Annotated in this window: 11 protein-coding genes and 1 pseudogene; 11 read left to right on the top strand and 1 reads right to left on the bottom strand. The window is 39.6% G+C overall.

Going from position 1 to position 13716, the window contains the following annotated elements; translation table 11 throughout:
- Positions 1 to 5 precede the first annotated feature (5 nt).
- From folD to spoIVB, 10 genes and pseudogenes are all read left to right on the top strand, one after another.
- Positions 6 to 869 (top strand): bifunctional methylenetetrahydrofolate dehydrogenase/methenyltetrahydrofolate cyclohydrolase FolD, encoded by an 864-nt coding sequence (gene folD, locus OE105_RS07160; protein ID WP_275419531.1) that lies wholly within the window; start codon positions 6 to 8, stop codon positions 867 to 869.
- Between the two features lie 43 nt (positions 870 to 912).
- Positions 913 to 2274, top strand: coding sequence for an exodeoxyribonuclease VII large subunit (xseA, locus tag OE105_RS07155; protein ID WP_275419530.1), 1362 nt, complete (start codon positions 913 to 915; stop codon positions 2272 to 2274).
- On the top strand, positions 2267 to 2497 hold the full coding sequence (gene xseB, locus OE105_RS07150; RefSeq protein ID WP_275419529.1) for an exodeoxyribonuclease VII small subunit: 231 nt from the start codon (positions 2267 to 2269) through the stop codon (positions 2495 to 2497). Before xseA ends, xseB begins: the two co-directional genes overlap by 8 nt.
- A 25-nt stretch (positions 2498 to 2522) precedes the next feature.
- Positions 2523 to 3389 carry a polyprenyl synthetase family protein gene (locus OE105_RS07145; RefSeq protein WP_275422124.1) on the top strand — a complete coding sequence of 289 codons (867 nt, stop codon included), beginning with the start codon at positions 2523 to 2525 and terminating at the stop codon, positions 3387 to 3389.
- A 705-nt stretch (positions 3390 to 4094) separates the two neighbouring features.
- Positions 4095 to 4682, top strand: coding sequence for a hypothetical protein (locus tag OE105_RS07140; RefSeq protein ID WP_338030898.1), 588 nt, complete (start codon positions 4095 to 4097; stop codon positions 4680 to 4682).
- Positions 4683 to 4706: 24 nt separating this feature from the next.
- On the top strand, positions 4707 to 6599 hold the full coding sequence (gene dxs, locus OE105_RS07135; RefSeq protein ID WP_275419528.1) for a 1-deoxy-D-xylulose-5-phosphate synthase: 1893 nt from the start codon (positions 4707 to 4709) through the stop codon (positions 6597 to 6599).
- 3 nt (positions 6600 to 6602) lie between these two features.
- Positions 6603 to 7465, top strand: a pseudogene (locus OE105_RS07130) (TlyA family RNA methyltransferase).
- Positions 7466 to 7574: 109 nt separating this feature from the next.
- Positions 7575 to 8027 (top strand): transcriptional regulator AhrC/ArgR, encoded by a 453-nt coding sequence (ahrC, locus tag OE105_RS07125; protein WP_275419526.1) that lies wholly within the window; start codon positions 7575 to 7577, stop codon positions 8025 to 8027.
- Positions 8028 to 8047: 20 nt separating this feature from the next.
- A complete protein-coding gene (gene recN, locus OE105_RS07120; RefSeq protein ID WP_275419525.1) occupies positions 8048 to 9751 on the top strand; it encodes a DNA repair protein RecN in 1704 nt (567 codons plus the stop codon).
- 128 nt (positions 9752 to 9879) lie between these two features.
- Positions 9880 to 11163, top strand: coding sequence for a SpoIVB peptidase (spoIVB, locus tag OE105_RS07115; RefSeq protein ID WP_275419524.1), 1284 nt, complete (start codon positions 9880 to 9882; stop codon positions 11161 to 11163).
- Between the two features lie 299 nt (positions 11164 to 11462).
- Here the strand turns inward: spoIVB and OE105_RS07110 are convergent, their stop codons facing one another.
- A complete protein-coding gene (locus OE105_RS07110; RefSeq protein WP_275419523.1) occupies positions 11463 to 12665 on the bottom strand; it encodes a transposase in 1203 nt (400 codons plus the stop codon).
- Between the two features lie 157 nt (positions 12666 to 12822).
- Between OE105_RS07110 and spo0A the strand changes: the two genes are divergently transcribed.
- The gene (spo0A, locus tag OE105_RS07105; protein WP_275419522.1) at positions 12823 to 13605 is read left to right on the top strand and encodes a sporulation transcription factor Spo0A; all 783 of its coding nucleotides are present in this window, start codon (positions 12823 to 12825) and stop codon (positions 13603 to 13605) included.
- Positions 13606 to 13716: the final 111 nt, after the last annotated feature.

Raw genomic sequence — 13716 nt, 5'->3', positions numbered from 1 at the left:
GGATTATGCATACGAAGTTGATCGATGGTAAAGAAATCGCAAGAAAAAAACGAAAAGAGTTGGAAAAACGGGTAATTCAGTTGAAAGGGATGGGAATTTACCCCCGTCTCGCAGTAATCCTCGTCGGTGATGATTCGGCCTCGATGACGTATGTAAGAAATAAACAGAAAGCTTGCGAAGAAATAGGGATTGAATCAGATGTTTACCATTATGAAGCTGAAACAGATGAAGAAACGATTTTACAAAAGGTGGAACAACTAAATCAAAATCCTAGTGTTCACGGAATATTAGTTCAACTCCCTTTGCCGAAACATATCGATTCGAAAAAGGTAATTTTAGCGATCGATCCAAATAAGGATGTCGACGGTTTTCATCCGATCAATATTGGAAAAAGAGTATTAGGGGAAAGAAGTCTCGTTCCCTGCACACCTTTAGGAATCATGGTTATGTTAGAAGAAGCAGGCGTTTCCATTCGAGGCAAGCATGCGGTGATTGTTGGTCGAAGCAATATTGTCGGGAAACCGATCGGGCAACTTTTATTAGACAACGATGCGACCGTTACCTTTTGCCATTCCAAAACGGAAAATTTAAGAAAATATACCCTTCAGGCGGATATTTTAATCGTCGCTGTTGGTAAACCTCGATTCATTAGGGCTGAAGATGTGAAGGAAGGGGCCGTTGTGTTTGATGTGGGAATAAACCGGGATGAAAATGGGAAATTATGTGGGGATGTGGATACCGTTGATGTACTTCCAAAAGTCTCACAGATTACACCTGTTCCCGGAGGCGTTGGTCCGATGACGATAACGATGTTGCTCGCTAACACGATTCAGGCGGCAACAATGAATGTGGATGAATTTTCCGATTGAAATCGCCATCACCGCTAATTCGTTCGAATAAAGGGGGAGGAAAATGGATGAAATACAGTATTTGACGGTAAAAGCCTTAACAAAATATATTAAACGCAAATTTGACTTCGATCCCCATCTTCAAAATATTTTTGTAAAGGGAGAAATCTCTAATTTTAAAAGACATTCTAACGGTAATATATATTTTACATTAAAGGATGAGAATGCTCGGATATCTGCCGTTATGTTTTCTAACTATGCCCGCCAATTGCGCTTTTTTCCCGGAGATGGAATGAACGTATTCGTTCGAGGTGAAGTTACCGTATATGAGCCAAACGGTCAATACCAGCTATATGTGAAAGAAATGCAACCGGATGGGATTGGAGAATTGTATTTGGCCTTTGAACAATTAAAGAAAAAATTAGAAAAGGAAGGGCTTTTTAAAAAAGAACGAAAAAGGCCCATCCCCCTGTATCCACATTCCATTGGAGTAGTCACATCACCTACCGGAGCGGCCATTCGGGATATTATTACAACGATTAAACGGCGATATCCTTTAGGTCGAATTTTTATTTACCCTGCCCTCGTACAAGGAAAGGATGCTGCCCAGTCTATCGTTAAAGCGATTCATCTGGCGAATGAACGAAAAGAAGTGGACGTTTTAATTGTCGGTAGGGGTGGGGGATCGATCGAAGAATTATGGCCTTTTAATGAGGAAATCGTGGCAAGGGCGATTGATTCATCGACGATTCCGATTATTTCTGCCGTCGGACATGAGACGGATGTAACGATTAGCGATTTCGTTGCTGATCTCCGTGCACCCACTCCCACCGGTGCTGCAGAACTAGCCGTACCGAGTGTGAATGAATTAATGGAAAAGATTAACAATCGTAAAATCCGATTAATAAAAACGATAAAAAATTCCATTGAAGAAAATAAACGAGAATTGAACCGATTGAAACATTCCTATGTTTTTCGGAATCCGCAGAAATTGTACGAACAAAAAATGGAAATGCTCGATCGTACCTTCGAGAGAATGAATCGATCGATGAAACTACTACTTTCGAATCGACAGCAAACATTAAAACATGTGAACCGACTCCTTTTGCGTCATCATCCGGAACAAAAATTACTGCTTGCGAAGGAAAAATATATAAACGCCCGAAAACGTTTAACATTTCAAGCAGAATCCATCTTTCAATTGAAAGAGGGAGAATTTAAACGTATGATTCGAACGTTGGAAGCCTTAAATCCATTGAAAATTATGGATCGGGGGTACAGTATTACTTACGGAGAAAGGGGAAATATCATCAAAAGTGTCGATCATGTCCAAATCGATGACTCGTTACGTATTACAGTAAATGATGGTCAGATCCACGCCAAAGTAACTGGAAAAATAAAAGGGGAGGAAAAGGAGAATGGATGAAAAAACAATCACCTTCGAAGAGGCGATGGAAAAATTAGAAGCCATTGTGGAGTCCTTGGAAGAAGGGGATGTTCCATTGGAAAAAGCAATTGACAAATATAAAGAAGGAATGGAATTGGCAAAAATCTGTTCAAAGAAATTGAAAAGTGCAGAGGAACAAATGGTGAAAGTGATCAAGGAAACAGGGGAAATGGAAACCTTTGTTATACAAGAGGAGGAATAACCGATTGACCGATTTTCAAAGAGAAATGAAGCCACTCATCACGTTATTAAATGAGGAATTGTCGAAAAATATTCAAAACTTACATATGCCGGATACATTAAAACAATCCATGATCTATTCTTTGGAAGCAGGAGGAAAACGCATTCGCCCGCTTCTCATTTTCGCAACTTTAGACGCTTTTGGGATGGACGGTACCTATGGCCTTCCAGTTGCCATAAGCGTTGAAATGATCCATACGTATTCCTTAATCCATGATGATTTACCGAGTATGGATAATGATGATTTGCGCAGGGGAAAACCGACGAATCATAAAGTATTTGGTGAAGCGATGGCCATATTGGCTGGCGACGGATTACTCACATACAGTTTTCAATTATTATCGGAAATTCCATCTTCCGTTCTCCCTTGTGAAAAAAAAATAGTTTTGATTCGAGAGTTGGCTAAAGCAAGCGGTCCAGAAGGAATGGTTGGGGGACAAGTTGCCGATCTGGAGGGGGAAAATCAACAACTTTCGATCCATCAATTGCAAAAGATCCATGCCAACAAAACGGGAAAATTACTTACGTTCTGTGTCAAAGCCGGAGCGATTTTGGCGGATGCAGATCAGGAAACGACGGAAAAATTAGAACAATTTGCCTACCATATCGGTTTAGCGTTCCAAATTCAAGATGATATTTTAGACATCGAAGGAGAACCAGAAAAAATTGGAAAACAAACGGGTAGTGATAAAAATAAAAATAAAAGCACATATCCTAGTTTATTGACATTGAATGGAGCGAAAGAAAAATTGAATGGACACGTAACTGAAGCGAAACGATTGCTTGCAGAACTCCCTTTACATACGAAAAAACTCGAAATGATTACCGATTTGATCGGTTCACGGGATCATTAATGCTCCCTTTTAGAAAGGGAATGATTCGCTACTGTTTGAAGTTGTATTGATGATGTCAATACTTTGTGATATAATGGAAAGCGTTCATGTGATGCAGTATTCTAGTCAGTTCACTGAACTTGAAGGTGGGGCTAAAAATCCACTAAAGGGCACATCGATGAAGTTTCTGAATTTGGCTTGGGGCGCCCAGCCCTGGGTCATTTTTGGGAGTAAGGTTAAAGGGCGATCCGCAATGGCATGCGGGCGTAGACCCTTTGACCGCGGAGGCTTTGCAATTGGGCAACCGTTGCAAAGTGAAACCCTGTCTTTGTGGGAAAGCCACAGGCAGTGTAGCCTGCCTTGCGTGAAGTACGAGGGGATTACGGTTAAAAGGTACGGAAAGTTGGCCGCTAGTACGTATTCTTCCGTCCGTATGAAATCTGCTTTGCAAAAGAGGCTAAGGTTTAGTTCGAACTGTTCGAGGAAACTCCTAGACTGTTTCGTAACGAACGTGGATAAAGGATTAGAGTGCGGACTAAGTGGTAATCCAGTCTAATCGATGGCGACACGGTTAAGGCAATTTTAAAGGGAAACCGCCTGGTTGGCGACACCGGGTATTTGCTTGGGAAAACCTACTGGACCTAAGCCGCAATGTTGATTTTATCCATGATCACAAGCGAGGGGCTATACGCCTCTTTTTACATATTATTAGGCAAAGTGAGTCGAATGATGAGGAAAACTTTTAAAAATTCGTTAAAATGGAGTGTTTCGATCGCCGTTATCACATTTGTGTTAGCGGCTATTTTTTCAATCTTTTCTAATTATATTTTAGATGGTCTTACATGGATTTTAGGAATCATCGTTGTTTTCACCATCGTTTTCATTGGAATCGTATTCGATATGATCGGTATTGCCTCAACTTCTGCCGATGAAATCCCTTTCCACTCGATGGCGGCAAATAAAGTGTACGGATCGAAATATGCGATTCGAATCGTTCGAAATGCAGATAAAGTGGCTTCATTTTGCAATGATGTCATCGGCGATATCGCTGGAATCGTCAGTGGAACAGCCTCTGCCATCGTCATCGTACAATTGGCAATCCAGTTTTCCATCGGTAGTGGCTCTGTTAAGGAATATGTCATCTCAGTACTTTTTACTAGCTTTATCGCTGCATTCACCGTTGGAGGTAAAGCGTTCGGAAAAACATTTGCCATCAATTATTCGAAGCAAATCATTTTACAAGCCGGAAAATTATTTCAATTTCTTGATGAAAAATTTCATATCGTTATAATTAAAGAAAACAGGAAACGATAATTGAATGAAAGTGGGTGTTCCTACGTGGATTTGCTATCGATCGAGGACCCGTCCTTTTTACGCAATTTGTCTATAAAAGAATTGGAGAAACTCAGTAGTGATATACGAAAATTCCTCGTGGAAAAACTATCGATCACAGGCGGTCATATCGGACCGAATCTCGGTGTTGTTGAATTGACGATTGCTCTTCACCGTATGTTTGATAGCCCGAGGGATAAAATCGTATGGGATGTCGGACATCAAACTTACGTGCATAAAATTTTGACGGGACGGGCGAAGGAATTTGATACGTTAAGGCAATATAAAGGTTTAAGCGGGTTTCCAAAAAGGTCGGAAAGTGAGCATGACGTATGGGAAACGGGGCATAGTTCGACAAGTTTGTCTGCGGCTATGGGAATGGTTACAGCTAGGGATTTAAGGGGTGAAAAGTACTACGTTGTCCCCGTTATAGGTGATGGAGCATTAACCGGTGGAATGGCTTTGGAAGCTTTAAATCATATCGGCCATGAGAAAAAGAATATGATCGTTATTTTAAACGATAATGAAATGTCCATTGCTCCGAATGTCGGTGCTCTCCATAATCTATTAGGTAGAATTCGTACAGCAGGTAAGTATAATCGGGCGAAGGATGAAATCGAATCTTTATTTAAAAAGATTCCTGCCGTTGGTAATATGATGGCATCCACTGCTGAACGATTAAAGGATAGTTTCAAATATTTTCTCGTCCCAGGAATGTTTTTTGAAGAACTTGGCTTTACGTATTTAGGTCCGGTAGACGGGCATCAATTTGATGAGTTATTTGAGAGCTTAAAGTATGCGAAAAAAACCGAAGGCCCTGTATTGCTTCACGTCATTACGAAGAAAGGAAAGGGATATTATCCAGCAGAAAGTGATAAAACGGGAAATTGGCACGGTACCGGTCCGTACAAAATTGAGACAGGGGATTTCGTAAAACCAGTCAATTCTCCCCCATCATGGAGTAAAATCGTTAGTGAAACGGTGAGAAAGCTTGCTCGGGAGGATTCTCGAATCGTTGCCATTACTCCAGCGATGACCGTTGGAAGCAAATTGGAAGGGTTTCAAAATGAATTTCCGGATCGAGTGATCGATGTCGGTATTGCCGAGCAGCATGCGACGACAATGGCAGCGGGACTTGCCATCGAAGGGATGAAACCGTATTTGACCATTTACTCTACTTTTCTCCAACGGGCCTATGACCAAATTGTTCATGACATATGCCGTCAAAATTTGAACGTATTTATCGGCATTGATCGGGCTGGACTCGTTGGAGCGGATGGAGAAACCCATCAAGGTGTTTTTGATATTGCCTTTTTACGCCATTTGCCGAATATGGTATTGATGATGCCGAAGGACGAAAATGAAGCTCAACATATGATTTATACCGCTTTAAAATACGATGACGGCCCTATTGCGATGCGTTTTCCTCGAGGAAACGGATTAGGGGTACCTTTGGATGAAAAATGGCAAAAAATACCAATTGGTTCTTGGGAAGTGTTAAGGGAAGGTGCTGATGGTGCCATTCTGACATTTGGTACGACGATTCCGATGGCAATGAAAGCAGCTCAACAGTTGGAAAAATACGGTATTTATGTCAAAGTCATTAACGCCCGTTTCATTAAGCCTCTTGATGAACAGATGTTAAAAAATCTTTTGATGCAAAACATCCCCATTGTTACCGTTGAGGAGGCCGTTTTACAGGGCGGCTTTGGAAGTGCTGTATTGGAATTTGCCAGTGTTCATAAATTCCATTCGGCGGAAATTATCCGAATGGGTATACCGGATCGATTTATTGAACAAGGTGATGTGAAAAGCTTGCAAAAAGAAGTCGGATTAACTGTCGAAAATATCACCCAAACGATGATCGAACAATATCAAAATAAGAAAAAAAGGGCATGATGTATGAAAGAACAAAAGGTACGTTTAGACAACTTACTCGTTGAAAAGGGTTTGGCAGAATCGAGGGAAAAGGCAAAGCGTGCCATAATGGCCGGTATTGTTTTTTCCAATGAAGAACGATTGGATAAGCCAGGCCAAAAGGTTTCTCCTTCGATTCCTCTTACAATTAAAGGGAAACAAATGCCTTATGTTTCAAGAGGCGGATATAAATTAGAAAAAGCGTTAAAGGAATTTAATATCTCGGTTAAGGATAAAGTGATCATTGATATCGGTGCATCGACGGGCGGTTTTACCGATTGTGCCTTGCAAAATGGTGCGAAATATTCTTACGCAATCGATGTTGGCTACAATCAACTAGCATGGAAATTAAGGCAGGATCCACGGGTAAAGGTTATGGAACGAACGAATTTCCGGTATATGAAACCGGAGAACTTAAAAGGTGAACGCCCGCAATTTGCCTGTATTGATGTATCTTTTATTTCTTTAAAGTTGATCTTGCCTCCTTTAAAAGAACTACTTAGACCGGATAGTGATGTCATTGCTTTAATTAAACCCCAATTTGAAGCCGGAAAAGAATTCGTAGGAAAGAAAGGAATTGTTCGTGATCCAAAAACCCACAGGTTCGTAATTGAAGAGATTGTCGACTTTTCCTTAAAAGAGGGATTTGATCTTTACAATATTACCTTTTCTCCGATTACTGGTGGGGATGGAAATATTGAATTTTTATTGCACATTAAATGGTCGGGAACGAATAAACAAGGAGAAAACTTTTGGAATCAAGATATCGACGAATTAGTTCGACAAGCCCATGAACATTTTTAAAGAAAGAAGGGAGAGGTGAAGAAAATACCTTCTCCCTTTTTTGATTTTCGTTGAATTTATTCTCCTTTGCAAAGGTTTTCGTGTAAAATAAAAGTGAATGGAAAAGAGAGAATTGAACCGACGTTCTACGATAAAATTTGGGGTGTGAAAGAAATGAGCAAAGAAAAAAGGCATTTAAAAATTACAGAAATTGTATCGAAATTCGATATTGAAACGCAAGATGAGCTTGTCGCTCTTTTACATAAAGAGGGATTTCCCGTTACTCAAGCAACCGTCTCCCGAGACATAAAGGAGTTGCATTTAGTAAAAATTCCTTCGAAAAATGGCAGATATAAATATAGTCTACCGGTTGAACGACGATTTAATCCGTTGGAAAAATTAAGAAAAAGCCTTTTCGATGTTTTTGTAAAAATTGATATGGTCAATCAATTCATCGTATTAAAAACGATTCCAGGAAATGCCCAAGCAATTGGCGCCCTGATCGATCAGCTTGAATGGTCGGAAATCGTCGGATCGATTTGTGGTGATGATACGTGTTTGATCATCATGCGAAGCGAAAGGGATGCGGAAACTTTCAAAAATAAAATATTAGATATGCTATCATGAAATCAGTTGGGGGGAAGCTGATGTTAGCCGAATTATCGATAAAAAATTTCGCCATCATCGATGAACTCACCGTCTCCTTTCAAAAAGGGTTTACCGTACTAACCGGTGAAACAGGTGCTGGAAAATCCATTATTATCGATGCGATTCATTTACTCGTCGGTGGAAGGGGTTCGGTTGATTTTGTCCGTCACGGAACAACGAAAGCGGAAATCGAAGGTCTTTTTTTAATTGAAGATGATCATCCTGCCATTTGGAAACTGCGTGAAATTGGAATTGATGTGGAAGAAGGAATGGTCGTATTAAAACGGGATATCCATGTATCAGGAAAAAGCGTTTGTCGAATTAACGGAAAGCTCGTTACCATTTCTTCATTGCGGGAGTTAGGAAGTACTCTTGTGGATATCCACGGTCAACATGAACATCAAGAGTTGATGGATCGTACGTCCCATTTGCGATTGTTGGATGAATTTGGCGGAGATGAAGTGAAAAAGACGTTAAAGGAATACGCATTAATTTTCAGGGAATACGAAAAACTAAAAAAGGAATTACAGAAATTAACCGAAAACGAACAACAGATGGCACAAAAATTAGACCTCCTTTCTTTCCAACATCAAGAAATATTAGGTGCTAATTTACAGATTGGGGAAGATGATACGCTCCTTAAAGAAAAGAAAAAATTAATGAATTATGAACAACTATATAATGCAATACAAATGGGATACGATGCCCTTCAAGGAGAACAAAAGGGCCTCGACTGGCTAGGTTTGGCCATGAACCATTTGGAAGATGCTGCACAAATTGATGAACAGTTTAAATCCCTATACGATTTAGTTAGCAATTTTTATTATCAATTGGAAGATGTGACCGGTGAATTAAGGCAATATTTGGACCAATTCGAATTTGACCCGGAAAAAATTAATCAGGTGGAAGAACGATTAAGTGAAATTCATCAGTTGAAACGAAAATACGGAAAATCGATCGAAGAAATTTTAGAATATGCAGCAAAAATTGAAGAGGAGATCGAGTTAATTACGAACCGGGAAAGCTATATTGAAAAGATGACGAGTAAATTACGTTCTGTAGAAAAGGATTTACTCGTTGAAGGAAACCATCTATCCAATTTGCGAAAACGGATGGCCAAACAATTAACGAAAGCGATCCAAAAGGAATTGAAAGATCTATATATGGAAAAGACCGAATTTGAAGTCCACTTTGACACTGGGTCGGATTTTAAACCGGACGGAATCGACGAGGTAGAATTTTTAATTAGTACGAATCCTGGAGAGCCGAAAAAACCTCTTGCGAAAATCGCATCTGGTGGAGAACTCTCGAGAATCATGTTAGCGCTAAAAACGATTTTTTCCACCCATCAAGGGGTTACTTCAATTATTTTTGATGAGGTGGATACAGGTGTTAGCGGACGGGTCGCCCAATCTATAGGTGAAAAAATCTTTCATATTTCCATCGGCTCGCAAGTTTTATCCATTACCCATTTGCCTCAAGTTGCCAGCATGGGAGATCACCATTATTTTATAACGAAGGAAATGAAAGGGGACCGTACCGTCACTTCGATCCGTACTTTGAACGAAGAAGAAAGAACTACCGAAATTGCCCGAATGATTTCTGGAAGCAGTATAACGGAAGCAACGATTACTCACGCGAAGGAAATGTTGGATATTGCCCGGAAGAAAAAATCCAACTCAGTGCCCAAGGCGGAAAAATAGACAAACCTTCCCAGTGTATACAGTATTTTTTTTCAGACAGCAATTATATTTCAATGGATCGTAGGCTACATTATTACTGTAAGTTGTAAGTTCTTTTTTGTGGATAAGAAGCGAGGAGAGTGAAAAGGTTGAGAATTGAGTGTATTCGAAAAATAATCGGTTGGATTCTCCTTGTTTCTTTTGTTTTCGTCGGCTTATTTTCTCCACTCGGACAATTATTAAATATGCCTCGAGAAATTTCAATATTTGAAGGGCAAAGAATGGAATTACCTTATGCGGCGGTTGCGACTGTGTCGAAGGAAAATGACTCAATCGATGTGTATGAAAAGGGAGAGGCGTTATCCCTAGAAGCGAAAGACTTCGGAAAAAGCGAAATTATTTTTGATATCGCAGGGATTCCGGTAAAAAAGCTCAATGTAAATGTGTTAAAGGATTTAAAAGTCATTCCTGGTGGACAATCAATCGGCGTAAAAATTCAGTCGAAGGGCGTGCTCGTCGTTGGGTTTCACCAAGTTTCAACAGGGAAGGGAAAATTATCACCTGGAGAAAAGGCGGGCATTCACGCCGGTGATCTTATCGTCGAAATCGATGGTCATGCCATTGAAACGGTTAATGAAATCGGTCCGGTCGTTCAAAATGCTGGAAAAAAGGGAGAAAAGCTAACGATTCTCCTTGAACGAAAAGGGCAGAAGATCAAAACGGAAATAACGCCAAAAAAAGATGAAAGCGATGGCAAATTTAAACTCGGTCTTTTTATTCGGGATTCGGCAGCGGGGATTGGGACGTTAACATTTTATGATCCGAAATCGAAAAAGTACGGCGCTTTAGGCCATGTTATTTCCGATATGGACACGAAATCGCCGATTATCGTTAAAGAAGGTTATATCGTCCCGTCGACTGTTACTTCGATTCAAAAGGGAACAAACGGTGCGCCAGGTGAAAAATTAGCAAAGTTTTTGTCGGAAAAACATATTGTAGGCGATATCGACAAAAACAACCAATTCGGCATATATGGTACGTTAAGGAAAAATATCCGAAACGGTTTAATGGATCAGCCTATTCCGATCGCTTTTTCCAGGGAGGTAAAAAAGGGACCAGCGAAAATTTTAACCGTAGTAGAAAATGATGAGGTGGAACAGTTCGATATCGAAATCGTCAGCTCCATTCCACAAAAATTCCCTGCAACTAAAGGAATGGTTGTTAAAATTACCGACCCGGAATTATTGAAAAAAACGGGGGGCATTGTCCAAGGAATGAGTGGAAGCCCGATCATTCAAAACGGAAAACTTGTCGGAGCTATTACCCATGTTTTCGTCAATGATCCAACAAGTGGTTACGGGGTCCATATCGAATGGATGTTAAATGAAGCGGGAATTGATATCGGTAAAAATCATTTGGAAAAGGCAAGTTAAAGGCAAGGGAGCGTTTATTCCCTTGCCTTTTTTTCAAAATGATCGATTTTTGTAAAGAAAGAAATAGGAAAAAGGTCATATTTTTAAAAATAAAAAGGAATTTTTTTCGTTTTGTCGAAAAGTTTAAATACGATGTTTTTATGTTGAGTGTTTTGCAAAATTTGATTTTCTACAAAAAAAGCGTTTAAAAAATGCTGATTATAATCAGATGTTTTATTACAATAATTTTGATAAAGTTTAGAAAGGGATCAATCCACAAATTTGAGCATACTTACAGAATTTATGAATTTTTATTATTTTTAAATAGCAATTTGCTTTCTACTTTGCTTGTTCATTGCTAGTGCTGAAGCTATTAACACAATTGCATTTAAATAGATATGGGTTTTTACTTTTTCAATTCCTCTTATGTGTAAAGAATTTGCGGTTAAATAACTTTTCATTCTTGAATTACAGCGTTCTACACTCGTTCGTTCATTATATAGTTCTTTCCAACGCTTTGTATCACGATGAGGAATCGAATATCTTCGTAAATCTTTAAGAGTGTTTACTTTTACAACCATCCCATAGTTGGAAGAAGAACATGCAGTCATGCCCAAAGGGCAATCAACTTTTCCAGTAGCATGGGGACACCTAAACTTAAGTTGATTCTTTTCGGATCCCCAATAAGTCATATGATATCCCATAGAACAACGTGGGGTTCCATTTGAAGCGATTCCTGCTGGAGGTTCTTTTTCATTACGCAAATTCAATGGGATAATTGCTTGTGCCCCAATGTTCTTGGCGGATTCGTAATTTTTCAGTTGGTCATAGCCTGCATCCATAATCAAATATTCGATTTTCGTTTTTACACATTGGTTGACTTGCTCAATTAATTGTGGGGCAACATCTCCGTCATTCATATGAGCGGGGGTTACTTCAATTGCCATCGGCAATTCGCTTTTGGTATCAACTGAAAGGTGCATCTTATAACCAAACCAAGTAATTTTATTGCCAAATGAATCAAACTTAGCACCCCAATTTGCATTGCCTGTATGCTCACATCTTTTCTTAGGTCGTTTCTTTTCATAAGCATCGATGGCAGCACTATCAATGGCTTGATGGCTTCCATCGATTATTCCTTCATCTTGAGCAATTGAGACGAGATCATGAAAAATCTGTTTTGCCAGACCTTTTCGAGTTAGATCTGAAAACACCCGACTTAGCGTAGAAATAGACGGTGCAGGACGACTAATATCTAATCCACATTGGTATCGAAAGCGCACATCATTTTTTAAACGATTGTGAAGTTCAGTGAAGGTATCAATTTTTTCTAATGGGGCGGCGATAAGAGCCCTTAATATCCCCTCTCTACAATAGCCTTCAGCCCCTTGGGGTGAAGAACTTTTCAATTGTTTAGCATAAGGACGCAAATCTAGAGCACTAAAAAAGATCGGTAATTTCTCTTTTGACTCTAAAATTTGCAATTCTTCAAAGGAAAATAGACTTTCTTGTAGAATATACAAAGTGACTTCCTCCTTATGAATTTTGTTTTTGGGTCACTTCAAAATTCTATAAATAAGGGGTGAAGTCCTTTTTTATTTCGTTAAAAACCTTGTAACTCTTGGGTTAAAAAATCTGCAAAATGCTCATGTTAAGTATTCATAAGAGGGGGAAAGTTTTGTGGAGAAAATAAAGGTTTGTATCGCAGATGATAATAAAGAATTAACCACATTGCTCAAAAATTACATAGACGAACAGGAAAATATGGAAGTGATCGGAATCGCAAATAACGGGCAGGAGTGCTTAAATCTTTTGGAAAAACAAAAGCCGGACGTGCTACTTTTAGATATTATTATGCCCCATTTGGATGGTTTGGCCGTACTGGAGGAGATACGGACTCAAGAATCACCTCCGAAGGTGATTATGTTAACGGCTTTCGGGCAGGAAGATGTGACGAAAAAGGCAGTAGAATTAGGAGCTTCTTACTTCGTTTTAAAACCCTTTGATATGCAACAATTAATTCATCAAATTCAGCAAGTAAGTGGTATAACTACATCGAAGGGAAAAAGTACGACGAAATATAAAATGGGAAGCGTAAAACAGAAACCGAAGACCTTGGATGCGAGCATTACAAATATTATTCATGAAATCGGTGTCCCGGCTCATATTAAGGGATATTTGTATTTAAGAGAAGCGATTGCTATGGTTTATCACGATGTCGAACTCCTCGGTTCGATTACGAAAGTGTTATATCCGGATATTGCAAAAAAATACAATACGACCCCGAGTCGAGTCGAACGGGCGATTCGTCATGCCATCGAAGTTGCGTGGAGTAGGGGAAACATCGAATCCATTTCCAATTTGTTCGGCTATACCGTTTCCATGTCAAGGGCAAAACCAACGAATAGTGAATTCATCGCGATGGTAGCAGATAAGTTGCGTTTGGAACATCAGGCGTCATAGACGTGGGTTTTGCAGGAATTTTGGCCCGACAATAGAAGGTTTGACAGAAGGATTCGATCCTATTTCCATGATTTTTTTCGACGGTATTCCGATTGCTATTTCTGTGATCAT

The sequence above is a fragment of the Fervidibacillus halotolerans genome (assembly GCF_026547205.1).
GTDB classification, from domain to species: Bacteria; Bacillota; Bacilli; order Bacillales; family Caldibacillaceae; genus Fervidibacillus; species Fervidibacillus halotolerans.
This window is presented reverse-complemented; position numbering and strand designations above follow the sequence as displayed.

Excerpts from the sequence above, each read along its gene's own strand:
- folD (WP_275419531.1), top strand. The coding sequence starts at position 6 with ATGCATACGAAGTTGATCGATGGTAAAGAAATCGCAAGAAAAAAACGA.
- xseA (WP_275419530.1), top strand. The coding sequence starts at position 913 with ATGGATGAAATACAGTATTTGACGGTAAAAGCCTTAACAAAATATATT.
- xseB (WP_275419529.1), top strand. The coding sequence starts at position 2,267 with ATGGATGAAAAAACAATCACCTTCGAAGAGGCGATGGAAAAATTAGAA.
- OE105_RS07145 (WP_275422124.1), top strand. The coding sequence starts at position 2,523 with ATGAAGCCACTCATCACGTTATTAAATGAGGAATTGTCGAAAAATATT.
- OE105_RS07140 (WP_338030898.1), top strand. The coding sequence starts at position 4,095 with ATGATGAGGAAAACTTTTAAAAATTCGTTAAAATGGAGTGTTTCGATC.
- ahrC (WP_275419526.1), top strand. The coding sequence starts at position 7,575 with ATGAGCAAAGAAAAAAGGCATTTAAAAATTACAGAAATTGTATCGAAA.
- recN (WP_275419525.1), top strand. The coding sequence starts at position 8,048 with ATGTTAGCCGAATTATCGATAAAAAATTTCGCCATCATCGATGAACTC.